The following is a 25,222-nucleotide window of genomic DNA, read 5'->3' on the forward strand; positions in this document are numbered from 1 at the left end:
GACCCGGGGGCCACGTTGTCCAAAAAGTCCACACGCATCCTGATTGCTGACGAACAACACTTCAGCCGGCTGAGAATCGAGCGCTGGTTCAATCAGCTCGGTTATTACCGGGTGGCACCGGTGCAAAACCTGGAGGAGCTGCTGTCCCTGGTGGAGTACGGCAGCGAGCCGATCGACCTATTGGTCATCAATGCCGCGTTGGGTCACGGGAAACTCAACCTGCTGGATTTTTGCCTCGATAACCGCCAGCTCGCTCGAGTGATGATCTACGACGGCCAGCGGGCGCACCTGCCTGTGATCACAGGCTGCGCGCAGCAAATGGTTCATGTCAGTCATGCCGTTTTGCCTGAACTGCCATTGATTCAGCGCCTGATGGCGCTGGTTGATCCGCTGCGACCGTCTGTCGGTACTGTCATTTCTGTCAGGTAGTTTCACCCCGCGTTCCATGCAACAGTCGACGCGCAGCCGTTGCGTGTGATTCGGGCTTTGTCCGAGGGCTGTCAGCGCCCGTTTGTCGTGTTTTTGCCAGGAGTTGCCATGAAGTCAGTGCTGATTGTGGACGATCATCCGGTGATTCGCGGCGCAGTCAAGATCGTACTCAAGCTGGAGGGGTACAAGCGCATCCACGAAGCCTCCAGCGGTAATGAAGTGTTGCCGATGATCCGTGAACACAAACCGGAACTGGTGATCCTGGACCTGAACATACCGTCGCTGGACGGGCTGGATGTGCTGGCGCGTATCCAGGCTCTTGACGTGAGGTGTCGTGTGGTGGTCTTCACGTCCCAGGAACCGATGTTCTATCAGGATCGCTGCATGCGCGCTGGTGCCGCGGCCTACGTCGCCAAAACCAACGATCTTCAGCATCTGCACAAGGCTGTGCACGCGGTGATGGGGGGCTACACCTACTTCTCGCGGCTTCCCAATAGCTCAGTGTCGATGAGCACCTTGCAGCGCAGCGAGAAGCAGATGATCGACAACCTGTCGGACCGGGAACTGACTATTTTTTTGCAACTGGCCAGGGGCATGAGCAACAAGGCCATCGCCGAAGTCATGCATTTGAGCCACAAGACCGTCAGCACCTACAAAACCCGTTTGACCGAGAAGCTCAACGTGGAGTCGTCGGTGCACCTGAGGGATCTTGCCCGGCGCAATCATCTGATCTGAGAGAACGCCATCGAACCGTTGCGCAGCTTTAAAAAAACCTTATGGCTGGTGCTTTTGCTGTGGGCATCAAGTGTCTGCGCGCAGCCGCAAACACTGACGTTGCTGGGACGCTCCAGCGTTGAGGGCTATGCGGTCAAACTGTCGGAGGCCGATGCACGCTGGTTGCAGCAAAAGGGTCGCTTGGTGCTGGCGGTTTCCGCACCGGACTATCCACCCTTCGACATCACCACGACCGGGCATGCGTTGGAAGGTCTGACCGCAGACTATGCCGACCTGCTCAGACAGTCGTTGCAGGTGCCGATTGACGTTCATCGCTACGCCTCGCGTGCCGAGGCGGTGCTGGCTCTCAAGCAGGGCGGGGCTGACATTCTGGGTACGGCCAACCGCTTCGAAGCACAGGACCCACAGTTGCAAATGTCCGGCAGCTATGCCGACGATCAACCGGTATTGATCACCCGCACCGACTCACCGCAAACGTTGGACCGGGCGTTGACCGGCAAAAGCCTGGCGATGCTGTATCACTATTTGCCTGAAGGGTACGTGCAGCGGTTCTACCCCAAGGCGCAGGTCGAGCTGTTTCCTTCGACACTGGGGGCGGTAGGGGCCGTGGCGTTCGGGCAAGCGGATGTTTACCTGGGCGATGCCATCAGCGCCCATTACCTGATCAGCAAAAACTACCTGAACAACGTCAAGCTGGCGGATTTGTCCTCCATTGAACCGGGCCGGTTCGCGTTTGCCATGGCCCGCGACAATCGCCGGTTACTGCGCATCGTCAACCAGGCCTTGTCGGCAATCAGCGCCAATGAACAGATCAACATCTTGCGCCGCTGGGGCGCTGGCGGGGCTTCTATTTCCGGCAATCAGCCTTTGCAGTTCAGCGTGGCCGAGCAGCGTTGGCTCAAGCAACACCCGCGTTTGAGGGTGGCAATCAATGAAAACCTGATGCCGATTTCCTTCTTTGACAATGAGGGTCGATTTCGCGGTATAGGTGCCGATGTGCTGGAGAAAATCAGCCTGCGCACCGGTTTGAAGTTCGATATTCGCCCGACCCGATCTGTCGCTGAAATGCTGGAGTGGATCAGGACCGATCAGGTGGACCTCGTCGCGGGAATCAGCCCCAGTATCGAGCGCGAAACCGAGCTGCAATTCACTCGCCCGTTCCTGACCAGTCCGAATGTACTGGTGACTCGCGTAGAAGCGGGCAGCCCCGTCACCCTCGACGACATGGCCGGCAAAACCCTGGCCATCACTCAGGGCAACAGCACCGGCGAGTTTATCCGCCAGCATTTTCCGCAGATCCGGCTGGTCAATGCGCCGTTGACGGCGGACGCGATGGAAATGGTTGCCCAAGGCAAAGCCGATGGCGGGATCAACTCGCTGATCGGCGCTCGCTATATGATTTCGCGCCTGTATCGAGGTCGACTGCGAGTGACCAGCACCGTTGGCGTCGATCCTGCTCGCAGCACGCTGGCGACCGGCCGGGACGCGTCCGAGCTGCATTCGGTTCTGGACAAGACCCTGCTGAGCATCGCCCCCGAAGAAATCGACGAAATGACCCAGTATTGGCGCAACGACCTGATGCTTGAGCAGAGCTACTGGTTGCGCCATCGCCAGCAAATTCTTCAGACCTTCGCTGTGGCCGGGGTCCTGTTGTTGCTCGCGCTGGCCTGGATCGTCTGGCAGCGCCGGCAGATTCGTCAGCGTCAACAGTGGCTGCGGCAATTGCAGGACGCCAAGGAAGCGGCCGACGATGCAAACCGGGCCAAGACCACGTTTCTGGCGACCATGAGCCATGAAATCCGCACACCCATGAATGCCTTGATCGGCATGCTGGAGCTGGCGCTGAAACGGGCAGACGAGGGCGTCACCGACCGCGCGGCCATCGAAGTGGCGTCGAATGCCGGGCAACAGTTGCTGGGGTTGATCGGCGACATTCTGGACATCGCGCGCATTGAGTCCGGGCATTTGTCGCTGACACCGGAACGGGCCAATCTGCGAGAGTTGGTGGTTTCGGTGTGTCGGGTGTTTGAAGGCCTGGCGCAGCAAAAGAATCTGCGCTGGCGGGTCGAACTCGACGACCACAGCGACCGCGACGTGCTGATTGACCCCACGCGTTTCAAGCAGGTGCTGTCCAATTTGTTGAGCAATGCGATCAAGTTCACCGCAGAGGGCGAGGTCAGTCTGCGGTTGCGAGTGCTGCCGACATCGCCCGAACGCCTGGCGGTCAGCCTGCGCATAGAAGACAGCGGCATCGGCATCAGCGCGCTGGACCAGCAGCGGTTGTTCAGCCCGTTCGTGCAGGCCGGCAACAGCCAGCAGTCGGGCCGTCAGGGCTCCGGTCTGGGGCTGGTGATCAGCCGTACGTTGTGCGAAATGATGGGCGGTCGATTGCAACTCGACAGCGTTCTCGGGCGCGGCACCCAGGTGGACATCAGCCTTGAATTGACTGAGTTGCACCCATTACCACCTGCGCAGGCGCAGGAACAACAGCCACCGGTCCCGGCGCTGCTGATTCTGGTGGTCGATGATTATCCGGCCAATCGCTTGTTGCTCTCGCGGCAGTTGAGCTATCTGGGGCATCAGGTGCTGACAGCACAGGATGGCCAACAAGGTTTCGAATTGTGGCGCGAGCACGAGCTGGATCTGGTCATCACCGATTGCAACATGCCAGTGACCAGTGGGTACGAATTGGCCGGTGCGATCCGCGATGAAGAACGCTTCCAGGGGGGGCCGCCGACTTTGATTCTGGGGTTCACCGCCAATGCTCAGCCAGAGGAAAAGGTCCGTTGTATCGAAGCGGGTATGGACGATTGCCTGTTCAAACCGATTCGACTGGATGACCTGCGCGCTTGGTTGCTGGGAAGGTTTTCGCATGGGCCGGTCAAAGCCAGCGAGCGCGGTCCGAACGCCGAGATCGATTTGAGCGGGTTGGCGAACTATGTCGGCTCGGACGACGAATTGATCGCCGAACTGCTACGCGACGTGGTGGCGACCAATCGTGAAGATCGCGCGCGCCTGCTGCAGGCCCACGCTGCCCAGAACTATCCAGGCCTGCAAGACCTGGCGCACCGCATCAAGGGCGGCGCGCAAATGGTCCGTGCACAGGCATTGGTGGCCTGTTGTGAACATCTGGAGCGTGCCTGCGGTGAGGGCGACGCCAGACTGATCGACGCCGCCGTCGATCAGTTGCAACACGCCATGCTGCGCCTGGACCACAGCCTTGAGGGCAGCGGCGATTAATCCCAGTTCGGTGCGATGCCTTTGGGGCTGGTCAGGCGTTGGCCGCGATCCAGACTGGCGATCAGCGCCATGTCAGCATCACTCAATTGCAAGTCATAGGCCTTGAGGTTGCTTTCGAGGTTGGCGCATTTGGTCGACGAAGGAATCACCGCATACCCCAGTTGCATGGCCCAAGCCAGGGTGACCTGCGCGGGCGTTGCCTGAAGACGTTCGGCGATCTGTGCAATGACCGGGTCTTTGAGCACTTCGCCGTAAGCCAGGGTCATGTACGAGGTGATCTGGATGCCCCGGCTCTGCGCGAACTCGACCACTTTGCGGTTTTGCAGGTACGGGTGCAGTTCGATCTGGTTAGTGGCGATGTTCTCGGCGCCGACGGCGACGATGGCCTGTTTCATCAGGTCGACGGTGAAGTTCGAGACGCCGATCTGCCGGGTCAGCCCCAGGCGTTTGGCTTCGAGCAGGGCACCCATGAATTCTTCGACCGGCACCTGGTCTTCGGGCGACGGCCAGTGGATCAGTGTCAGGTCCAGGTAGTCGGTCTGCAGTTTTTGCAGGCTTTCCTTGAGGCTGTCGATCAGACGATCCTTGGCGAAGTTGGCGACCCAGATCTTGCTGGTGATGAACAGGTCCTGGCGGGAGATGCCGCTGGCGGCGATGGCTTCACCGACTTCGGCTTCGTTCTCGTAGATTTGCGCGGTGTCGATCGCGCGGTAACCCAGTTCGAGGCCGGTGCTGACCGAGTCGATGACCACCTGGCCTTGCAAGCGAAAAGTACCCAGGCCGAATGCGGGAACAGACATGTTTGACTCCAGAAGTTGCAGTGGGAATGGGCAGGAGTATCCCCGCCTGCATTCGTGGGAAAAACCGCTGGATGGGCAAAGCAATGTTTACCGTAAATCAAAAATCCTTGAAGCCTACCCCCGCGGCTCAAGAATCATGCAAGTCGTCGACCCCGTCGCATACAGCCGCCCATCGACATCATAGATCCGCCCCTCGGCCAGGGCCGTTGAACGCCCGAGGTGAACGATCTTGCCCTCGGCGCGCACCGGGCCGCTGGCGTTATTCAGTGCGCGGACATAGCTGATGCGCAGGTCCAGCGTGGTGTAGCCCTGGCCCCTTTTCAATTGCGTGTGGATGGCGCAGCCCATGCACGAGTCCAGCAGTGTCGCGGCATAGCCTCCGTGCACAGTGCCCAGCGGGTTGTAGTGCCGCGCATCCGGCGTGCCCTGGAAAATGAACAGCCCGTCGGACCATTCGATGGGGATGAAATCCATCAGCGCGCCAATGGGCGGCGAGGGCAGGTCACCGTTGCCGATGCCTTCGAAAAACTCAGCGGGCGACAGCGCACTGACCTCGGCCATGGACAAACTGCCCGGGCCTTGAAGGCGCGCGCGCATGGCCTGTTCCTGGGCGATCCATTGGGCGAGCGTGGCGTCGCGGTTGGGGCTCTGCATGATCAAGACCTCGGCGAGAATGGATATTATGGTTGTAATCCTCGCTGATATTATGTCCGAAATAAAAACTCCACCACACCTTCCGTCCTGTAGCCGCAGGCTGCGCCAGCTGCTACAGGTTTCGTCAGGCGATGTCGCTGTGGCTGAACTCTTCGCCGAGAAAGTCGATCAGCGTGCGCACCGACGGCAGCAAGCCGCGACGCGAGGGGAAAATCGCGTGGATGATGCCGCTTTTCGGCGCCCAACCCGGTACCAGTTCAACCAGATGCCCGGCAGCGATTTCATCGCGCACCACTACACTGGGAAGGTGCACGACGCCGATCCCGGCAACGGCTGCATGCCGCAAGGCCAACAGGTCATCGGTGACCATTCTCGGCGCATGCCGGATCACCGCGCTGCTGCCATCGGCGCCAAACAGTTCCCACTGATACTCGCGCTGCGCCGCGCCCCAGTGCAGGCTCGGCAAGCCGCTGAGGTCGGCCGGTGAGGGCGGGGTCGACAGGCGCTCGGCGAACGCCGGACTGCCGACGACGCTTTGGGTACTGTTGCCGAGTACTTTCATCACCATGTCAGTGTTTTCCAGCGGCGGAAAACGCACCCGCAGAGCGATATCAAAACCTTCGTGGATCAGATCGACCCGACGGTTGGTGCTCTCGATGAACAACTCCACCAGCGGGTACTTGAGCAGGTAACGGGTGAGCATCGGCCCGACCCACGAGTTGAGCAGCGCCGTGGGACAACTGATGCGCACCAGGCCTTGGGGCTCCGAACGATTGCGCTCGATCAATTCCGCCGCGCTTTCCGCTTCCACCCGCATGGCCAGGCAGCGCTGGTAATAGGCCTGGCCGATTTCGGTCAATGAGCAGTGGCGGCTGGTGCGGTGCAGCAGGCGCACGCCAAGGCGTTCTTCGAGCTCGGCGATGCGCCGGCTGAGCTTGGATTTGGGCATGTCCAGCGCCCGACCGGCTGCGGCAAAACCGTGATGCTCCACCACTTGGGTGAAGTAGTAGAGAGTGTTGAGGTCTTCCACCATCGTTCTCCAGATAGAACGCTAAGACTGATTTTTGCAGTCTAGCGCAGCAAAGGTCACGGTTTTAAGCTTTGTCCATGGCTTCACTCACCTCATCAGGAGACACCATGAAAAACATCATCGGTATCTACACCAGCCCACGGGCTCATTGGGTCGGCGACGGTTTTCCGGTCCGCACACTGTTTTCCTACGACAACCTTGGCAAGCACATCAGCCCGTTTCTGCTGCTCGATCACGCCGGTCCCGCCGAATTCACTCCGACCACCGAGCGGCGTGGCGTTGGTCAGCATCCGCACCGCGGCTTCGAAACCGTGACTATCGTTTACAAGGGTGAAGTGGAACACCGCGACTCCACCGGCAGCGGCGGCAAGATCGGCCCCGGCGACGTGCAATGGATGACCGCCGCGTCCGGGATCCTGCATGAAGAGTTCCACTCCGGCGATTTCGCCAAAAGCGGTGGCACCCTGGAAATGGTGCAACTGTGGGTCAACCTGCCCGCCAAGGACAAAATGGCCGAACCCGGTTACCAGACGATTCTTGATGGCGATATCCCGAACATCGCCTTGAAGGACAACGCTGGCAGCCTGCGGTTGATCGCCGGTGAGTTCGACGGTCATACCGGCCCGTCGCGCACGTTCACCCCGATTGACGTCTGGGACCTGCGCCTCAACGGCGGCAAGTTGCTGACCCTCGACCTGCACGAAGGTCGCAATACAGCGTTGGTGGTGCTGCGCGGCACGGTTCAGGTCAATGGCCTGGAACTGGTGCGCGAGGGTCAACTGGCCCTGCTGGAACGCGAGGGCGACCAGTTGACCCTGGAAGCCAATGGCGACGCTGTGGTGCTGTTGCTCAGCGGCGAGCCGATCGACGAGCCCATCGTCGGTCACGGCCCGTTCGTGATGAACACCGAGCAGGAAATCCATCAGGCGTTCGCCGACTTCCAGTCCGGCCGCTTCGGCCAGATGCACGGTTAATCCGTAGCGCTTCTACAACCCGACTCTACCCAGGATGAGTAGGCCGGTTTTCAGGCCAGGGATGGCTGTTGCCCAAAAGAAAGAGGAAACGTTCATGAACGCTGCAAATGTAGCCAACTTCAATGGCCAAAAGCCGACCATCGACCCCAATGACAGTGCGATGTTGTTGATCGATCACCAGAGTGGGCTGTTCCAGATCGTCAAGGACATGGACGTGCCGCAACTGCGGGCCAACGCCATCGCACTGGCCAAGGCCGCGACGCTGCTGAAAATGCCGGTGATCACCACGGCCTCGGTCCCTCAAGGGCCAAACGGGCCGTTGATTCCGGAAATTCACGAGGCCGCGCCGCATGCGCAATACGTGGCACGCAAGGGCGAAATCAACGCTTGGGACAACGCGGAATTTCACGCTGCCGTCAAAGCCACCGGCAAGAAAACCCTGGTGATCGCCGGCACCCTGACCAGCGTCTGTCTGGCGTTCCCGTCGATTGCGGCGGTGCATGAAGGCTACAAAGTGTTTGCCGTAGTCGACGCATCGGGCAACCACTCCAAACTTGCCACTGATCTGACGGTCGCCCGTTTGGCCCAGGCCGGGGTGGTGCCGATCGACATCATGGCTACGCTCTCTGAGCTGCAAGGCTCGTGGAACCGTCCGGATGCCGAGCAGTGGGCCGCCGTCTACGCCCAGGCCATGCCGCATTATCAACTGCTGATCGAGAGCTATATCAAGGCGCAACAAGTGGCCAACGAACACGAAAAGCTGGATTCCGAACGTTAACCGGGTACCGAACGCCGAACTCTATCGGCACCGATAACTTTTAAGGACTACTGCCATGACGACTTCCTACAAGCGACTCGACAAAGACAACGCCGCCGTTCTGCTGGTGGATCATCAGACGGGGCTGCTGTCGCTGGTGCGCGACATTGATCCGGACCGCTTCAAGAACAACGTGCTCGCGTTGGCCGACCTGGCCACCTACTTCAAGCTGCCGACCATCCTGACCACCAGTTTCGAAACCGGCCCCAACGGCCCGTTGGTGCCCGAGCTCAAGGCACAGTTTCCGGACGCGCCGTACATCGCCCGTCCTGGCCAGATCAATGCCTGGGACAACGAAGATTTCGTCAAGGCGATCAAGGCCACCGGCAAGAAGCAACTGATCATTGCTGGCGTGGTGACTGAAGTGTGCGTGGCGTTCCCGGCGCTGTCGGCCCTGGCCGAAGGTTTTGACGTGTTTGTGGTCACCGATGCGTCCGGCACCTTCAACGAACTGACCCGCGAATCGGCGTGGAACCGCATGTCCAGCGCCGGCGCGCAATTGATGACCTGGTTCGGCCTGGCCTGCGAACTGCACCGCGACTGGCGCAATGATGTGGAAGGGTTGGGCACGCTGTTCTCCAACCATATCCCGGATTACCGCAATCTGATGACCAGTTACAGCACGTTGACCAACAGCAAATAACTCCACGTATATCGCCCCTGTAGGAGCTGCCGCAGGCTGCGATCTTTGGATCTTGATCTTAGAGCGGTTTCATTTCGCTAAAAAATCAAGATCCAAAGATCGCAGCCTGCGGCAGCTCCTACAATCTATGCGATATTTGCGTGAATGCCCTTTGCTGGAGCTGCTTGATGCTGTCAATGCTCGCCGAACACCCGCTGGTTTGCGCCTTTGCCCTGATCCTGATTGATCTGGTGTTGTGGCGTTTCGTCGGTGCCAACCATCCCAACTGGAAACTGTTGTTGAGGGTGGTGATTTTTTCACTGTACAGCCTCCTGCTGTTCAATGAAGGTTTAAGCCCGATGGAGCCGCCGCCCTGGGACGACAACGTGCCGATGCACCTGGCGGCCACGGGGTTGCAGATCGGATGGTGGTTGTTTGGCGCACGCGTGCTGACGGTGCTGATTGGCGCGGCCATGATGCAACGGGTCGGGCACACTGGCCGTTTGCTGCAAGACCTGCTCGGCGCGGTGATTTTCCTGGTGGCGGTTATCGCGGCCCTGGCCTACGTGCTCAATTTGCCGGTCAAAGGCGTGCTGGCTACGTCCGGCGCCCTGGCGATCATTGTCGGCCTGGCCTTGCAAAGTACCCTGAGCGACGTGTTTTCCGGGATCGTCCTCAATACCACCAAGCCTTATCAACTGGATGACTGGATCGCCATCGACGGCACCGAAGGCCGGGTGATCGATATCGATTGGCGTGCCACACGACTGCAAACGTCCCAGGGCAGCATGATCGTGATTCCCAATTCGCTGGCGGCCAAGGCCAAGATCACCAACTTCAGCCGGCCCAGCGACATGTTTGGCGTGTCCATCAGTTTGCAGGTCAGCCCTCACGTCCGCCCGCAAATCGTGATCGATGCCCTTGAACGGGCCATGCAGGGCTGCCGGATTCTGCTGAGTGCACCCGGGCCGAAAGTGGCACTCAAAAGCTCAAGTGCTGCGGGCGCCGAATATGAAATCAGCGGATTCGTCGCCTCGATGAGCGAAAAGCGCACGGTGCGCAATCAACTGTACGACCTGGCCTATCGGCACTTGCAGGCATCCGGGGTCATCCTGTTGTCGAGCGTGGAACCGACCCCGGTGAGCGAGCTTTCGCGGCAACGGATGTTGCTCGACAGTTCGCCGCTTTTCTCCACCTTGCGCCAGGAAGAGAAAGAAACCTTCAGCCAGAACATGACCCTGCAAAACTTTCGTGCCGGCGAGACGATCCTGGCCGCGCAGGAAGTCAGCGATCACCTGTTCATCATTGAATCCGGGGTGGTGTCTGTCACGTTGAACCGTCACGGGACGCTCATCGAGTCCGGGCGCATGGGGCCGGGAGAAGTGATCGGCGAGGCCGGTATCCTGAGTGACAGTGCGCTGCCGGCGGAGTTTTCCGCGAAGACCCCTTGCACCCTTTATCGCATCGAGAAGGGCTACCTGAAACCTTGCCTGGAAGCCCGTCACGACATCAACGATGCGATGAAAACCTTGCTGGACTTCCGCTTGCACAAAGCCCAGGCGCTGATAGATGAAGTGCCGGTGGTGGTGCAGCGCAAGGGCTTTTTGCAGTGGCTGCTCAAGCGGGCGTAGCGTGGATAACGAATATGGAATGCGGCCAACTGTAGGAGCGAGCCTGCTCGCGATGGCCGGGTTAGTTCAAAAATCCACCGTCACCCCAACTTTCAACGTACGCGGCGTCCCTTGGGTCAGATACCCGCCATTGGCCGACGCCCAGTACGCCTCATTGGCGACATTCTCAAGGTTGGCGCGCACAGTGATGTGCTGTTCGTCGACCTTGAAGGCATAACGCGCGCCCACATCGAAACGATTCCACGCCGGAATGCTTTGGCTGTTGGCGGCGTTCAGGTATTGCCCGCCGGTGCGCAGCATTCGGGCGCTCAGCGCCGCACCTTCGACCCCCGGCACATCCCAGTCAGCCCCCAGATTGAACTGAAAGCGCGGCACGCCAACGGCGCGGTTGCCGTCGTTGACGCCTTGTGCACTGCCTTCGATTTCCGTCTTCATGACGGTCGCGCCACTGAGCAGGCGCAGGCCATCGAGTGGTTCGCCGTAGACGTTGAGTTCAACACCTTTGTTCAACTGCTGGCCATCGACCCGAAAAAAACCGTCCTGGGTGTAGCTCGAGGGTTGTTCAATGCGGTACACGCTCAGGCCCGCACCGTAGCTGCCATTATCCAGACGTACGCCGGCTTCGATTTGCTTGCTGCGCACCGGGGCAAAAGTGTCGTCGCGGTTGAGTGAACTGGTCGGTGGCGTCGGGCCTTTCGCCAGGCCTTCGATGCGGTTGGCGTAGAACGAAACGTGGTCCCAGGGCTTGATCACCAGACCGAACACCGGGGTGGTGATCGCCGCGTCATAACGTGAAGTTCGGGCACCGGACGTGCTGCTCCAGCCGTCGACTTCCAACGTTTGGCGACGCGCGCCGAGGGTTAGTAATACCCGGTCGTCGATGAAGCCGAGGGTGTCGGCGAGGGCGATGCTGCGCAGGGTGTTCTTGCCGACGATGCGGGGATCATGAACGTCGCTGCCGAACAATGTGGCCGGAGGACGCGGCTGCTGAGTGACATTGTAGAGATTGCTGCTGTAGCGTCCGGCGCTGCCGATGGTCTCGAAAGCCGAACGCTGCTGTCCCCAAATCCCCGCCAGCCCCAGGTTCAGTTGATGGCTGACCGGACCACTTTGAATCCGTCCGTTGAGACCGGCCATCAGGCTTTGATTGTCCTCGTCGTGGGGCGGGTAGAGCATGCCGCCCCGGGCGTTGCCATCGAGGTCGGTGACGGTCAGCGAAGAGTACACGCCGTTTTCCCGGGTGTGCTTGGCACCGCCGGCGAGGTACGCGGTCCAGGATTCGCTCAGGTCATATTCGGCGCGGGCCATGCCGAACGTGTCTTCCAGTTGCGAGTAGCTCCAACGCTGCGCATAACCGGCGTTGGCGTCAGGCACCTTGGGGACTTTGCTCAAGGTGGAGTCGACATACACCACGGCGCGCCCCTGATTGATCACCTGCTTCTGGTAGCCCAGATCGGTGGAGAGGCGCAGGCGTTTACCGCGATAATCCAGGGCCAGGCTGATCAATGAGGTGCGCTGGTCTTCGCCTTCCACGGCGGTATCGCCTTCGCGTTGCAGCAGATTGACCCGCGCTCCGAAACGATTGTCCTCGCCAAAACGCCGCCCCAGATCGAGGTGTCCGCCGACGCGGTCGTTGCTGTTGTAATCAAGGGTGATGCTGCGGGTCGGCAGGTCAGCGGCACGTTTGGGTTGCACGTTGACGCTGCCACCGATGCCGCTGCCGCTGGGTGTCACACCGTTGATAAAGGCGCTGGGTCCCTTGAACAGTTCGACCCGCTCCATCGCTTCGGTGGCGATGATCTGCCGAGGCAGTACGCCGTACAGGCCGTTGTAGGAGATGTCATCGGAAGCCAGTGGCAAGCCACGAATGATGAACACTTGGGAAAAATTACCGAAACCGGCGGACTGGCGCACCGACGCATCATTTAGCAGCACGTCGCCGAGGGTGCGGGCCTGTTGGTCGGCAAGGGTCTTGGCCGTGAAACTGGTGACGCTGAAGGGCAGGTCGTTCAGTGCCTGATGGCCGAGCACGCCGATCTGCGCATCACGGGCAACTTGTCCACCGTCGTAGGTATCGGCGCCCGACTCGCTGATGAGGGTGGTATCTAGTTCCAGCGCCTCGCCAGCGGCGTCTTGGGGTTTGAGGGTGAAACCACTTTCACCGCTGCGCATCAACGCAAATCCGCTGCCATCGAGTAACCGTTCAAATCCCGTTTGCGCGCTGAAGTTGCCGCGCAGGCCCGGGCTCTGCCGATCGCCCAACAAGGCCGGATCGAACGACAGCGGCACGCCGACCGTCACGGCAAACTGTGCCAGCACCTCGCTGAGCAGGCCCGGCGCGATGGCGACGCTGCGGCTGGCGCTCTCGCTGACGTTATCGACGGCCTGGCCATGCAGCGGCAGCAAGGCCAGGCAGGTCAGGGCGAGGCGAAGAAAAGTATGAGTAAACATCGACGACTGATCGCGTCAGACCCTCGGTTCAACCGACAACCAGTAACGGGTCATGCGGCTTATATTCAACGGCAAGGTGTCGCTGAGCAGGCGCAGGCTGGCGTCGGTGTCGCGCAGGGAAAATGCCCCCGATACACGCAACGCAGCGACATCCGGATGGCAGCGCAACATGCCCGGGCGATAGCGGCTCAGTTCGCTCAACAGGTCATCCAGGCGCATGTTGTTGGCCAGTAACATGCCTTTGTCCCAGGACAGGGTTTCAACGTCAAAACGTTGCGCGGCATCGAGCCGGTTGAGCCTGAAACTCTGTCGTTCGCCGGCACTGAGGGTTGTGCTTTGGCGCAGCAACTGCGGCGTGACTTCAACTTGCCCTTCGAGCACCGACACCTGGCTGGTGGCGTCTGCGGTGCGCACACAAAACCGCGTGCCCAGCGCTCGGGCCGTCCCTTGCGGGGTTTCGACGATAAAGGGCCGGGCACCAGGGTCTTTGGCGGTGCTGACCAGCATCTCGCCATTAAGCAGCAGGATCCGTCGTTCGTGTGGGTTGAAGGCAATGTTCACCGCGCTGTCGGTGTTGAGCAGCAACTGGCTGCCATCGGGCAGTTGCAGGTTTTTCTGCTCGCCCACGGCGGTGCGCTGATCGGCGGTCCATTGCTCCCAGGGCAGGTGCTGCGAAGCGATGCCCAGCGGTCCGGCCATCAACAGCAAGCCCAGGCGAGTGAGGGTCTGTCGGCGACTCAGGCCATCCTTGCGTGAAGCCCGTTGCAGGGTTTGCATGGCGATGTTGGCCGGCACTCCACGAAAATCCCCGAGCAGCACTTCGGCCCTTTGCCAGGCCTGGGCATGTTCGGCACTGCGGCTGCGCCATTGGGCGATGGCCTGGTGATCGGCGGGGGTTGCCGTGCCGGAATGCAATTGCACCAGCCAGTCGGCGGCTTCGCCAAGAATCTGCGGATTGATCATCGACGAATTCATCAGGCGACACTCAGGCAGGCAATGAACGCCGTGCGCATGTGGCGTTTGACGGTGATCAACGAGACGTTCAAACGGGTGGCGATCTGCGCGTACGTCAGGCCCTCGATCTGCGACAGCAAAAACGTCTCGCGGGTAACGGCGGGCAGTTCACGAAGCAATGCTTCGATGCGCCACAGGGTCTCGAGGATCAGCAGACGGGTTTCCGGCGACGGCACTTCGGCCATCGGCAGATGCGCGATGGTGTCCAGATAAGCGCGCTCGATGTCCTGGCGTCGCCAGCGATCGATCACCAGGCCTTTGGCAATGTGCGTCAGCAAGGCTCGCGGTTCGCTGCCCAGCGGTTTCACCACCTGACGCGTCAACAAGCGCAGGAACGTGTCGTGGGCCAGGTCGGCCGCATCGCATCGGTTGCCCAGTTTGCGATGCAGCCAACCCTGCAGCCAACCGTGATGTTCGCTGTAAAGAGTGTGGACTTGCTGGTTCAGAGGCTGATCGGCGGACGACATGGCGGGCAGATACTCAACTCGGGCGTCCTGCGTGAGTGCAATTAAGAATTGATCGCATTCTAGTGGGGCGGACCGAGTGATGGCAATTCACATTTCGCACTTTCTTTCAGGGCTGCCCCAGTGGCCTCCTCGACTTCTCGAATATTGGCTATTTGTACAAAACGCTCGCGGGACTAACTTAGCTCCACACCCATTTGCCCTGGAGCACGCCATGCAATCGCGCATCGATTTTTACACCGCTAGCCCTGACGCCCTCAAAGCCATGATCGCCCTGGAAACTGCGGTCTCCAAACTGCCACTGGAAAAGAACCTGATCGAACTGGTCAAGTTGCGCGCCTCGCAAATCAACGGCTGCGCCTTCTGCATCGACATGCACACCGCTGACGCGATCAAGGGCGGCGAAACCCCGCGTCGTTTGTTCGCAGTAACGGCCTGGCGTGAAGCGCCTTTCTTCACCGAGCGTGAACGCGCAGCCCTGTTGTGGACCGAATCCCTGACCCAGCTCAGCCTGACCCACGCTCCGGACGAAGACTACGAGGTGGTCGCGGCGCAGTTCAGCCCCAAGGAAATGGTCGACCTGACCGTCGCCATCAGTACCATCAACAGCTGGAACCGCCTGGCGGTAGGCTTTCGCAAAACCCCTCAGGCCTGATTGTCAGCAACAGTGCCGAGCCTCAATGGGCATCGGCACTCGGCGCGGCCGGTGGTTGCACCTTGCGCATCAAGGGCACCATGGCCGTGGCGATGATGAAGCAGACCATGATCATCAGAAACGCGTCGCCGTAGGTTTGCGTCTGCGCTTCGCGGTAGGTCAGCAGCCAGAGTTGACGCAGGCTGGCCGTCACCCCGACATCGCCGCTCTGGCCCAGAGCGGCGAAGTTGGTGCCGACCTGGGACAACCACTGGTTGAGGGCTTCGTTGGTGCTGTTGAGGTTTTCCGCCAGCCGGGTGAAGTGCAGGTTGGTGCGGTCATTGAGAATGGTCGCGCACGCGGCGATGCCGATGGCGCCGCCCAGATTACGCATCAAATTGAACAAGCCCGACGCATGCTTGAGCCGCGCCGGTGCCAACCCGCCCAGGGTCAGCGTCACCGCCGGTGGCACTGCCAATTGTTGGGCAATCCCGCGCAGGGCTTGCGGCAGCATCAACTCCTTGGCCCCCCAGTCGTGGGTGATCGGGCTGAAATCCCACATCGATAACGCAAACAGCCCAAGGCCGGTCATCATGATCCAGCGCAGGTCGACGCGGTTGGCCAGAAAGGCGTACAGCGGAATCGCCATGATCTGGAACACGCCCGTGGAGAAAACCGCCAGGCCAATGTCCAGCGCGCCATAACCGCGTACCCGACCGAGGAACAACGGTGTCAGGTAAATCGTCGCGAACAGGCCGATGCCGGTAACGAACGAGAAGAAGCAACCGAGGGCGAAGTTGCGATCCTTCAAGGCGCGCAGGTCGACAATCGGATTGGCCACGTGCAGCGTCCGGCCGATAAACGCCAGCCCCGACAGGCCACTGATCCACGCCGTGGTCAGAATCGTGCTGTCGCTGAACCAGTTCCAGCGCGGGCCTTCTTCGAGGGTGTATTCCAGGCAGCCGAGAAAGAGCGCCAGAAACACCATGCTTATATAGTCGGCGCCTTTGAGCAGCGACAACTCCGGCTGATCGATCTTCACCAGCATCGGCACCGCAACCGCGACGAAAATACCCGGGACCAGGTTGATGTAAAACAGCCAGTGCCAGGACGAAATGTCGGTGATCCAGCCACCGATCACCGGCCCCAGAGTGGGTGCCAGCGACGCCACTGCGCCGATGGTGGCGGCGGCGATCACCCGTTGCTTGCCGGTGAAAAACACGAACGCCGTGGTGAACACCAGCGGGATCATCGAGCCGCCGAGAAACCCTTGCAGCGCGCGGAAGGCGATCATGCTCTGGATGTTCCAGGCGGCGCCGCAGAGCAGGCTTGTCAGGGTGAAACCTACGGCTGAGGCGCAGAACAGCCAACGCGTGGAGAACACCCGCGAAAGCCAGCCGGACAGCGGAATCACAATGATCTCCGCGATCAGGTAGCTGGTTTGCACCCAGGCCGTTTCGTCGGTGCCTGCGGAAAGCCCGCCGCCAATGTCACGCAGTGATGCCGAAACAATCTGGATGTCCAGCAGCGCAATGAACATGCCGATGCACATGCTGGCGAAGGCGAAGACTTTGGTCGCCGTGGCCATGTCCGCGGCATTGAACGGTTGCGCCGGGGCCGCGAGGGCGCGGCTCATGGCGCGCTGGCCACGGCGGACGTTTCAGGCTCCTTGCGGGTGTCGACTTCAGCGGTGACCGACAGACCTGGGCGCAGATGACCGAGCACACTGTCGGCCGGATCGAGGTGAATCCGCACCGGCACCCGTTGCACGATTTTGGTGAAGTTGCCGGTGGCGTTTTCCGGTGGCAGTACGCTGAACTGCGAGCCGCTGGCGGGCGCGAGGCTGTCCAGGTGACCGTGGAATTCCTGCCCAGATAGGACGTCGGCGTGAATGATCACTCGTTGCCCGGGCACCATGCGCGCCAGTTGATCTTCCTTGAAGTTGGCATCGACCCACAAACCACTGGAAGGCACCACCGACAGCAACTGCGAACCGGCCTGGGCATAGGCGCCAACCCGCGCCCGTCGATTGCCGATCACGCCATCCACCGGGGCTTTCAATTCGGTATAGCCGACGTTCAATTGCGCCAGGTCTCGTTCGGCCTTGGCTTGTATCAACGCGGCGCGGGCCTGCTGTTTCTGGGTGGCGATGACGTTCAGCTGTCGTTGCGCCGCCAGCAATTCAGCCTGGGCGCGATTGGTCTGCGCTTGGGCAGTCTTGAACGTGGCGTTGGCCCGTTGCGCACTTTCCACCGAGACGGCGTTGGTGCTGACCAGTTTTTTGTAGCGCGCATCGTCATCGCGCGAACGCGCGGTTTCGGCGCCGGCCGCATCAATACCAGCGCGGGCCTGTCCGATCACGGCCTGTTGCAATTGTTCGGTGGCGTCGAGGTTGGCCAACAAGGCTTCTTCAGCGGCCACCGCGCCTTCGGCCTTGGCCAGGTTGGCGCGGTAGTCACGGGAATCGAGGCGGATCAGCACGTCGCCCGCCTTGACCTTCTGATTGTCGGTCACCAGCACTTCGTCGATGTAACCGGCAACTTTCGGCCCGATCACCGTCACATCGCCGCCGATGTAAGCGTCGTCGGTTTCTTCGATGAAGCGGCCGGCAGTCCACCAGTGCGTGGCATACACACCGACCAATGCCAGCCCCACAACGCCTGCGGTCAGCAAGAGCAGGCGTTTGAGCCGAGGTGGTCTGGCGTTGGACACCGGAGCAGCCAGGTCGGGTTCAACGGTGGGCATGCTGGTCATTGAGGATTACCTGTCGGCGCAGTGTGTTTATGATGATAATAATATGACGTAGGTAATATATTGTTGCAATTGGTTTGTGCTGCCTATTGTCGGGTGAAGTGGGGGGGGCAGCGATCTCCTCTGTGTCTGGCCGTACGGTACGGCCTCGTCTTCTGGGACCTAATCTAGGGGGCGAGGGGAGAGGGCGATTGATGGAAAGCGACCAGTTGCGGCGTGAAAACATCAAGGCAAAATCAAAAGATCGCAGCCTGCGGCAGCTCCTACAAGTGCCGCGGGCGCTGCAAACTCTGGGTCTGCATCAGCCAATGTAGGAGCTGCCGCAGGCTGCGATCTTTTGATCCTGAAAATGGAAACATGCAATAAAAAGGGCGCCGTAGGGCGCCCGTTGTCGTTTGGCCTGTGACCTATGCCGAAAGCTGTGCCTGCAATCGTCGTCCAACGATATCCAGCAAATCACAGCCGTCTCGCAATGAAGTCACAAGCACTCGCGCTAGTTCGCTGTGAACGCTTTCGCTGAATGCAAAAGCCTCCAACAGTTGAGTTGCCGTGCGAATGCGGTAGGCCGCGGTTTCATGCAATACGTCCAGTGGTGCTTCGGTGTCGATCAGCAACGACGCAATGGGGCAGTCGATGCCAGTGATGGGCATGTATCGATCCATGACAAAAATACCTCCTTGGAAAAAGAACGGGCCACTGTGCGTTAGCTACTGGATGGAGGCTCTGGCAAACCGCTGGGTGGGTCGAGGTTGTCCAGTGCCCGATTGACCAGCAATTCGCCCAGCACTGCCAGTTGCTGAATGGCCAGCGTCACGTTGCGTCGCGAGCCCTCCAACTCGCACGCAAGATCGGTGGCCATGACATTCAGGGATGCGAGGGTTTCACAGGCGTGACAGAGCAAGGACTCCGTATCGATATTCGGAATGATGGTAAAGACACGGCTGACAGGATCGGGGCGGTTCGGGTTACGCAGACGCGCACTGACCAGAGGTTCGGTGATGTCAGAGAGCTTCGATATATCGATGGATTCTGCATCAGGAGTTTGCGGAGATTTAGGGGATGTCTTTTTCATATGGGAGTTCCTAGCAACGTTAAAGATGTGCCCGTCTAATGCCGTCAAAGAAATTGATTGATGGCATTGGTTGAGTCGGCGGGTTGCCAGATTTATTACCAGAAAATTCCTAATAATTAATCAAAATATTGAACATCTGTGTAATTAAATGATTCATGTTTAGTTGCTTCACAATCTACTGCTATTTTTCTGTAGGTTGATTCGCCAGATAGATTTCTAATCTTTGTGAGAAAAGTCTCGAAATTAAGTAGGTGTAGGTTGTAGGAATTTACTCTGAAGCACCAGGATTTGACGATTGTTTGATGAGGTTGCAATATTGTTCTCTGCATCATGATCGGCGGAGGTAGGATGTTTTTCTCGAAAATAGCTTTGCAGATATTCTGCTAAAGTAGCGGAGTGGTAATTGGATGATGCACAAAAAGGAAAAAACAGAAAGGCTGAAAAGTAATATAAAGTATCTGATAAAAAGTCGTGGAGAGACACAGTTGTCATTGTGTAACTCCAGTGGATTAACGCGGACGACTATCTATAATATTTTAGAAGGAAGGGTGGTTAATGTTCAGCAATCGACCATTCGGAAGATTTCAGATTTCTTTGGCGTGTCTTATCAAGAGATAGAGGTCATTGATTTTGAAGAAAGAGAAATCATAGAGGCTAGTGTCTCGCCCGAAGGCAATATGAATCCGGCTGCAGTGCCTATTATTAGAGAGGGTCTTCTTTTTCAGAGTCTCGACAAGAGAGTGGGGGAGTTGGCAGCAACTTATCCTCTTACGTATTACTTTGGTACTGCCTGTAACCTGATCGGCGTGCTTTTGGAAAATGAAATTAGCGGTGTGAATGAACCGGGAGACCTATTGATCGTAAACAAAGGAATGCTGTACGGAGACGGAGAAAAACTGGTGTACGACAAGAAAACAAAGAAGCTATTGATCGTCAGTGCAGATTATTTTGACCCCGATGCGGTTTGCATTGTGGGTGAAATAATAGAGGAAAGATTCAATGGCTAGCGATTCGGATAATAGTAAATTCAAGCTTTTGGGGTTTGAGAATAAAAAGTCACTTGCAGTCATTATGGTTGTCTCGACAGGAAAGGTTGTCAAGGTCAAGCTGCGTGATTTGTTGAAGAGTGAAGTTATGGATGACTTTAGTAAGGTGGAAGTGAAGGATGTTTACAGGAAGTTTTATTCTGGGGGCGGTGCAATAACGGCCTATGAGATCAGTGATCGCCATGAAAGGTCCTGGATGGCTTATGTTGTTCTTAATCTATTGTTGTTCGCTCTCTATATTTTTACCAATGTTGCGGCGGCGAAGCTGATTTATCTTGAATATTTTGATGTTGTGGTTACTCCAGGGGTGTTTCTCTATCCTCTGACATTTTTGATCGTCGACCTTTTGAATGAGTCCTATGGTCTTAGGTTGGCGAGGAGGGCTATATACTTTGCCTTCGCGAGCAATGCTTTTATTCTTGTTTTGCTGAGCGTTACTGGATATCTTCCCGGGTTGCCTGGCTGGAAGCTTGATGCACCCTATAGTGCCGTAATCAGTCATGTCTCATCTGCGTTGGTGGCCTCATCTATTTCTTTTCTATTTTCTGAGTACGTGAATTCATACCTGCTTTGTAGAATCAAAGAGCTTACAAATTCGAGATTCCTGTTTTTACGGGTGTTCTTCAGTACTTTTTTTGCAGTGATAATAGACAGCTTCATTTTTTGTTTTATAGCGTTTTACGGCACGATGGAAAACGGCGATATCCTGAAGATAGTTTATATACAGATAGCGATAAAAATGTGTTTTGCTGTTTTCAATGTGCTTCCGGCCTATGGAGCAAGGTCGTTGTTCAAGAAATATGTGGTTGGGGGGCAGGCGGTATAAGTGGGATGTCTGAAATGAGGTGTATTTCTTTGTTTTTTTGACAGCCAGAGATCCTGCAATCTCTGAGTCGATATGACTGCTGCGTTGTCGTTATGACTATTTTGTAGCGTTGTCATTATGACATTTGATGTTATTAACTTATTGATATGCATTGATTTAATAATTGGCATGCTTCGTGAATCGCTTAAGGCATCGCAACCGAAGCAGGAAATCACCATGCCCCGTTCCATCCCCTTCAGCTTTACCCTCTGCCTGTTGTTCTCTCCCCTCTGCATGGCCGATCAAGTGGTCCGCGAAGTGCCCGACACCACTGCTGGCAAAGGTTTTGGTGCGCTGACCGGTTTGATGGTCGGCGCAGTCGGCGGGCCGGTGGGGGCGTTGATTGGTGCGGGGGCTGGTTTCTTTGCCGGGGGTGCGGTGCAGGAGTCGGCCGGCCTTACCGAGACCGCGTACGAAGTCAAAGACAGCCAGGGTGAAGTCAGCACCGTGCGTTCGCCCAATGCCCGCTTTGAGCCGGGCCAGTCAGTGACGCGCAAAGGTCCGCGATTGGTGCCTCAGGACAGCTGAGCTGCCGGCGGACAATCGCGTGCACACACACAACTGTATTGAAGATTTGCCGTGTTGGCGGGCGGACGAGCCGCATCTCGTCTGTCGTTTTTTTCAGGCAAAAAAAGGCCGCTGATCTGTTCGATCAGCGGCCTTCGTCATTGCTTAGACGCGTTCAAAAATCGCCGCAATCCCTTGGCCACCACCGATGCACATGGTCACTAGCGCGTAACGGCCGCCGGTGCGATGCAGTTCGTGGATGGCTTTGGTGGCAATGATTGCGCCGGTCGCGCCGACCGGGTGACCCAGGGCGATGCCCGAACCGTTCGGGTTGACCTTGGCCGGGTCGAGGTCCAGTTCCTGGCTGACTGCGCAGGCTTGGGCAGCGAAAGCGATGTTGGCTTCGATCACGTCGAGGTCGGCGACAGTCAGGCCGGCGCGTTTGAGCGCCAGGCGCGTAGCGGGGATCGGACCCAAGCCCATCAGTTCCGGCTCGACGCCGGCGTGGGCATAGCTGACCAGGCGGGCGAGTGGTTTCAAGTTGTTGACCTGCACCGCGGTGCCAGTGGCCATGACCAGCGCGGCGGCGCCGTCGTTGAGGCCCGAAGCGTTGCCGGCGGTGACCGAACCGTCCTTCTTGAACGCAGGCTTCATACCGGCCAGTTGTTCCAGGGAGGTGGCGCGTGGGTGCTCGTCGACGTTGAACAGCTTGGTGCCCTTGCGATCCTGGATTTCCACCGTGGCGATCTGTTCGCTGAAGTAGCCGTTGGCGATCGCATGGGCGGCGCGTTTCTGGTCTTCAAAGGCCAGGGCGTCCTGCATTTCGCGGGTGATGCCGTTGCGCGCGGCGACGTTCTCGGCCGTGATGCCCATGTGGATGCCATGGAACGGGTCATGCAGGATGCCGAGCATGTAGTCGAAGACCTGGGCGTTGCCCATGCGCGAACCCCAGCGGGCGGACGGCATCAGGTACGGGCCGCGGCTCATGGATTCGGCGCCGGCACCGACGACGATGTCGGCATCGCCCAGCAGCAGGGTTTGCGCGGCATTGATGATCGCTTGCAGGCCCGAACCGCACAGGCGGTTGACGTTGTAGGCCGGGGTTTCCTTGGGGATGCCGGCGTTCATCGCGGCCACGCGGGAAATGTAGGCGTCACGGGTTTCCGTCGGGATCACGTTGCCCATCACCAGATGGCCGACCAGCGCCGGGTCCACGGCGGCGCGTTCCAGGGCGGCTTTCACGGCGGTGGTCGCGAGATCGGCCAGTGGCACGTCCTTGAGCGAGCCGCCGAAGGTACCGATGGCGGTACGGGCGGCGCTGACTACGTAGATTTCCGGGGTGTTCATGACTGGGCTCCTTTCGGTGGATTCTTATCTGTACTGCGATTGAGCAGGGCGTTCAAGGCTGTTTTTGCCTCATCGCTGTTGAGGCGCTGGATGAACAGCGTGTTTTCTTCGCGCAGGGTGGCTTGCAGTTCTTCCATGCCGGGCTGCTTCATCAATTGCCGGGATTGGCGCAAGGCTTGCCGGGGCATCGCCAAAAAACGCTGGGCGATCTTTTCCGCCGCGGCCAGGCATTGCTCGCCGTCATCGAAAGCTTCGTTGGCCAAACCCCACGCCACCGCCGTGTTGCCATCGAGGCTGTCGCCCAATAACAACAGGCGTGCAGCGCGGGCCTGACCGAGCAGGCGAGGCAACAGCAGGCTGGCGCCGAACTCCGGGCACAGGCCCAGGTTGACGAACGGCGTGCGCAGCTTGGCGTTGCGGGTGACCAAGACCTGGTCGCAATGCAGCAGCAGGGTGGTGCCGATGCCGATGGCTGCTCCGCAAACCGCTGCAATCAATGGCTTTTGCAGGTGCGTCACGGCGCGCATCAGGCGGAAGGCCGGGCTGTCGAGGTGGGTCGGCGGGTCTTGCAGGAAGTCCACCAGGTCGTTGCCGCTGGTAAAACAGCTGGGGCCGCCGGTCACGATGACCACGCGCACGGTGTCGTCTTCTTCAGCGGCAAACAACAGGTCGGCCAGGCGCGTGTACATGCTGTTGGTCAGCGCGTTGAGCTTGTCCGGGCGGTCGATGGTCAGCGTCAGCACGCCATCGCGATGTGTTTGTTTGATCAGGTCGGTCATGGCGGGCTCTTGCCGAGTCGGTTCACTGCGCACTTTAAGCGTCAGGCAAACCCCGCTGCTATGCCAAAACGGGTCAACCGGACTGATGCTTTTTGCCATGTCGCCCGCCCATCGGGCGCTCACACCCATTCGGGGTATGGTGCCTTCCTGCGAATCCACCAATAGTAGGGACATCCGCTCATCCAGAGCCGAACTCGCTTGATAAGGTGCATTTGCTATGGGCAAGACACTGCTTAAGGTGATTTCCAGTCTGTTTGTTGTACCGCTCACCCTGAACGCCTACGCCGCCGAGGTAAACGACAGCAACACGCTGCGGCTCTATAACTGGGCGGATTACATTGGTGAAAAGACCCTGGCCGATTTCGAAAAAGCCAGTGGCATCAAAGTCATCTACGACACCTTCGATGCCTACGAAACGGTGCAGGCCAAGTTGCTCACCGGGCATTCCGGTTATGACCTGATCGTGTTGAACGCGTCCCTCGCGCCACCGCTGATCCAGGCCAAAGTGTTCCAGCCGCTGGACAAGAAACTGCTGCCGAGCTGGACCAACCTTGACCCGAAAATCTTGCAGGACCTGCAAGGGTTCGACCCGGGCACCACCTACTCGGCGCCCTACACGTGGGGCAGCAACGGCGTCACCTTCAACGTCGACAAGATCAAGGAACGCATGCCGGACGCGCCGATCGGCTCGCTGGCGATGATTTTCGATCCGAAGATCGTCTCGAAGTTTGCCGACTGCGGCGTGACCCTGCTCGATGCACCCACCGAAGTCATTCCCATGGCCTTGACCTACCTGGGCCGCGACCCGCGTAGCGCCGCGCCGGAAGACCTGAAAGCGGCCCAGGCGTTGCTGCTGTCGGTGCGGCCGTATATCCGCAAGTTCGACTCGGTCAATTACCTGACCAGCCTGCCCAATGGCGATGTGTGCATGGCCATGACCTGGTCCGGCGATTACGCCACCGCCATGGCCCGCGCCGCAGAAGCCAAGAAAGCGATCAACCTGGCTTACTTCATTCCCAAGGAAGGCTCGCTGATCTGGTTCGACAACATGTACATCCCGGCCGACGCCCCGCACGTGGCCAACGCCCACAAGTTTCTTGAGTACTTGATGCAACCGCAGGTGATGGCCGATGTGAGCGATTACATCAACTACGCCAATAGCAATGCCGCCGCCACTCCGTTGCTCGATGCCGCGGTGCGCGACAACCCGGCGATTTACCCCGATGCACAAACCCGCGAGCGCCTGTTTCCACAGAAGACCCAGGACGCCAAGGCAATGCGGGCCATGACCCGGGTCTGGAGCACCGTCAAGAGCGGTATCTGATGGGTACGAACGTTAGTCAATTCGGTTAGAGGTTTA

24 protein-coding genes are annotated in these 25,222 nt (G+C 58.8%); 12 read left to right on the top strand and 12 right to left on the bottom strand.

Annotated features, from left to right (window positions below):
• The first annotated feature begins 15 nt into the window (after positions 1 to 15).
• The 3 genes from KVG88_RS12740 (at position 16) to KVG88_RS12750 (ending at position 4,404) form a co-directional block, all read left to right on the top strand.
• Positions 16 to 429: a response regulator gene (locus KVG88_RS12740; protein ID WP_150703150.1), complete on the top strand. Its 414-nt coding sequence runs from the start codon at positions 16 to 18 to the stop codon at positions 427 to 429.
• A gap of 108 nt (positions 430 to 537) precedes the next feature.
• Complete coding sequence (locus KVG88_RS12745) at positions 538 to 1,164, top strand: response regulator transcription factor (RefSeq protein ID WP_150703151.1); 627 nt, start codon at positions 538 to 540, stop codon at positions 1,162 to 1,164.
• A 48-nt stretch (positions 1,165 to 1,212) separates the two neighbouring features.
• A complete protein-coding gene (locus tag KVG88_RS12750; RefSeq protein WP_367616842.1) occupies positions 1,213 to 4,404 on the top strand; it encodes a transporter substrate-binding domain-containing protein in 3,192 nt (1,063 codons plus the stop codon).
• Here KVG88_RS12750 and dkgB read toward each other — a convergent pair.
• The 3 genes from dkgB to KVG88_RS12765 all read right to left on the bottom strand — a co-directional run bounded on the left by dkgB (position 4,401) and on the right by KVG88_RS12765 (position 6,891).
• Positions 4,401 to 5,204, bottom strand: coding sequence for a 2,5-didehydrogluconate reductase DkgB (dkgB, locus tag KVG88_RS12755; protein WP_217871619.1), 804 nt, complete (start codon positions 5,202 to 5,204; stop codon positions 4,401 to 4,403). The genes KVG88_RS12750 and dkgB overlap by 4 nt on opposite strands.
• 114 nt (positions 5,205 to 5,318) lie before the next feature.
• Positions 5,319 to 5,858 (bottom strand): PaaI family thioesterase, encoded by a 540-nt coding sequence (locus KVG88_RS12760; RefSeq protein WP_150703154.1) that lies wholly within the window; start codon positions 5,856 to 5,858, stop codon positions 5,319 to 5,321.
• 124 nt (positions 5,859 to 5,982) lie between these two features.
• Positions 5,983 to 6,891, bottom strand: coding sequence for a LysR substrate-binding domain-containing protein (locus KVG88_RS12765; RefSeq protein ID WP_217871620.1), 909 nt, complete (start codon positions 6,889 to 6,891; stop codon positions 5,983 to 5,985).
• A gap of 104 nt (positions 6,892 to 6,995) precedes the next feature.
• Here KVG88_RS12765 and KVG88_RS12770 point away from each other — a divergent pair, with 104 nt between their 5' ends.
• From KVG88_RS12770 to KVG88_RS12785, 4 genes are all read left to right on the top strand, one after another.
• On the top strand, positions 6,996 to 7,862 hold the full coding sequence (locus KVG88_RS12770) for a pirin family protein (RefSeq protein ID WP_150703156.1): 867 nt from the start codon (positions 6,996 to 6,998) through the stop codon (positions 7,860 to 7,862).
• A 94-nt stretch (positions 7,863 to 7,956) separates the two neighbouring features.
• Positions 7,957 to 8,640, top strand: coding sequence for an isochorismatase family protein (locus KVG88_RS12775; protein WP_150703157.1), 684 nt, complete (start codon positions 7,957 to 7,959; stop codon positions 8,638 to 8,640).
• A gap of 55 nt (positions 8,641 to 8,695) precedes the next feature.
• A complete protein-coding gene (gene ycaC / locus KVG88_RS12780) occupies positions 8,696 to 9,322 on the top strand; it encodes an isochorismate family cysteine hydrolase YcaC (protein ID WP_150703158.1) in 627 nt (208 codons plus the stop codon).
• 167 nt (positions 9,323 to 9,489) lie between these two features.
• Positions 9,490 to 10,932 carry a mechanosensitive ion channel domain-containing protein gene (locus KVG88_RS12785; protein WP_150703159.1) on the top strand — a complete coding sequence of 481 codons (1,443 nt, stop codon included), beginning with the start codon at positions 9,490 to 9,492 and terminating at the stop codon, positions 10,930 to 10,932.
• Between the two features lie 66 nt (positions 10,933 to 10,998).
• On the opposite strand, the gene KVG88_RS12790 is transcribed toward KVG88_RS12785, so the two are convergent.
• The 3 genes from KVG88_RS12790 to KVG88_RS12800 are packed head-to-tail and all read right to left on the bottom strand — an operon-like array spanning position 10,999 to position 14,864.
• Complete coding sequence (locus KVG88_RS12790) at positions 10,999 to 13,383, bottom strand: TonB-dependent receptor (protein WP_217871621.1); 2,385 nt, start codon at positions 13,381 to 13,383, stop codon at positions 10,999 to 11,001.
• A gap of 15 nt (positions 13,384 to 13,398) precedes the next feature.
• A complete protein-coding gene (locus tag KVG88_RS12795) occupies positions 13,399 to 14,358 on the bottom strand; it encodes a FecR domain-containing protein (protein ID WP_217871622.1) in 960 nt (319 codons plus the stop codon).
• Complete coding sequence (locus KVG88_RS12800) at positions 14,358 to 14,864, bottom strand: sigma-70 family RNA polymerase sigma factor (protein WP_150703162.1); 507 nt, start codon at positions 14,862 to 14,864, stop codon at positions 14,358 to 14,360. The genes KVG88_RS12795 and KVG88_RS12800 overlap by 1 nt, the downstream gene beginning before the upstream one ends.
• Before the next feature lie 211 nt (positions 14,865 to 15,075).
• On the opposite strand from KVG88_RS12800, the gene KVG88_RS12805 reads away from it, so the two are divergent.
• Entirely contained in the window at positions 15,076 to 15,516 is a 441-nt protein-coding gene (locus KVG88_RS12805; RefSeq protein ID WP_150703163.1) for a carboxymuconolactone decarboxylase family protein, read from the top strand.
• A gap of 22 nt (positions 15,517 to 15,538) precedes the next feature.
• Here KVG88_RS12805 and KVG88_RS12810 read toward each other — a convergent pair whose 3' ends face one another.
• From KVG88_RS12810 to KVG88_RS12825, 4 genes are all read right to left on the bottom strand, one after another.
• The gene (locus KVG88_RS12810) at positions 15,539 to 17,131 is read right to left on the bottom strand and encodes a DHA2 family efflux MFS transporter permease subunit (RefSeq protein WP_217871623.1); all 1,593 of its coding nucleotides are present in this window, start codon (positions 17,129 to 17,131) and stop codon (positions 15,539 to 15,541) included.
• Positions 17,128 to 18,249 (bottom strand): HlyD family secretion protein, encoded by a 1,122-nt coding sequence (locus tag KVG88_RS12815; protein ID WP_217871624.1) that lies wholly within the window; start codon positions 18,247 to 18,249, stop codon positions 17,128 to 17,130. Before KVG88_RS12815 ends, KVG88_RS12810 begins: the two co-directional genes overlap by 4 nt.
• Positions 18,250 to 18,653: 404 nt before the next feature.
• The gene (locus KVG88_RS12820) at positions 18,654 to 18,908 is read right to left on the bottom strand and encodes a hypothetical protein (RefSeq protein WP_217871625.1); all 255 of its coding nucleotides are present in this window, start codon (positions 18,906 to 18,908) and stop codon (positions 18,654 to 18,656) included.
• Positions 18,909 to 18,949: 41 nt separating this feature from the next.
• Complete coding sequence (locus tag KVG88_RS12825; RefSeq protein WP_217871626.1) at positions 18,950 to 19,318, bottom strand: DUF6124 family protein; 369 nt, start codon at positions 19,316 to 19,318, stop codon at positions 18,950 to 18,952.
• 410 nt (positions 19,319 to 19,728) lie between these two features.
• Here KVG88_RS12825 and KVG88_RS12830 point away from each other — a divergent pair, with 410 nt between their 5' ends.
• The 3 genes from KVG88_RS12830 to KVG88_RS12840 all read left to right on the top strand — a co-directional run bounded on the left by KVG88_RS12830 (position 19,729) and on the right by KVG88_RS12840 (position 21,757).
• Complete coding sequence (locus KVG88_RS12830; RefSeq protein ID WP_217871833.1) at positions 19,729 to 20,325, top strand: helix-turn-helix transcriptional regulator; 597 nt, start codon at positions 19,729 to 19,731, stop codon at positions 20,323 to 20,325.
• Entirely contained in the window at positions 20,318 to 21,190 is an 873-nt protein-coding gene (locus tag KVG88_RS12835; protein WP_217871627.1) for a queuosine precursor transporter, read from the top strand. Before KVG88_RS12830 ends, KVG88_RS12835 begins: the two co-directional genes overlap by 8 nt.
• Positions 21,191 to 21,406: 216 nt before the next feature.
• On the top strand, positions 21,407 to 21,757 hold the full coding sequence (locus KVG88_RS12840; protein WP_217871628.1) for a YMGG-like glycine zipper-containing protein: 351 nt from the start codon (positions 21,407 to 21,409) through the stop codon (positions 21,755 to 21,757).
• A gap of 144 nt (positions 21,758 to 21,901) precedes the next feature.
• Here the strand turns inward: KVG88_RS12840 and KVG88_RS12845 are convergent, their stop codons facing one another.
• Positions 21,902 to 23,083 (bottom strand): acetyl-CoA C-acyltransferase family protein, encoded by a 1,182-nt coding sequence (locus tag KVG88_RS12845; RefSeq protein WP_217871629.1) that lies wholly within the window; start codon positions 23,081 to 23,083, stop codon positions 21,902 to 21,904.
• Positions 23,080 to 23,862 (bottom strand): enoyl-CoA hydratase-related protein, encoded by a 783-nt coding sequence (locus KVG88_RS12850; RefSeq protein WP_150703236.1) that lies wholly within the window; start codon positions 23,860 to 23,862, stop codon positions 23,080 to 23,082. Before KVG88_RS12850 ends, KVG88_RS12845 begins: the two co-directional genes overlap by 4 nt.
• A 217-nt stretch (positions 23,863 to 24,079) precedes the next feature.
• On the opposite strand from KVG88_RS12850, the gene KVG88_RS12855 reads away from it, so the two are divergent.
• Positions 24,080 to 25,186, top strand: coding sequence for a polyamine ABC transporter substrate-binding protein (locus KVG88_RS12855; protein WP_217871630.1), 1,107 nt, complete (start codon positions 24,080 to 24,082; stop codon positions 25,184 to 25,186).
• The last annotated feature ends 36 nt before the right edge of the window (positions 25,187 to 25,222 follow it).

Origin of the sequence: Pseudomonas azerbaijanoccidentalis (assembly GCF_019145495.1) — a bacterium.
Taxonomy (GTDB): domain Bacteria; phylum Pseudomonadota; class Gammaproteobacteria; order Pseudomonadales; family Pseudomonadaceae; genus Aquipseudomonas; species Aquipseudomonas azerbaijanoccidentalis.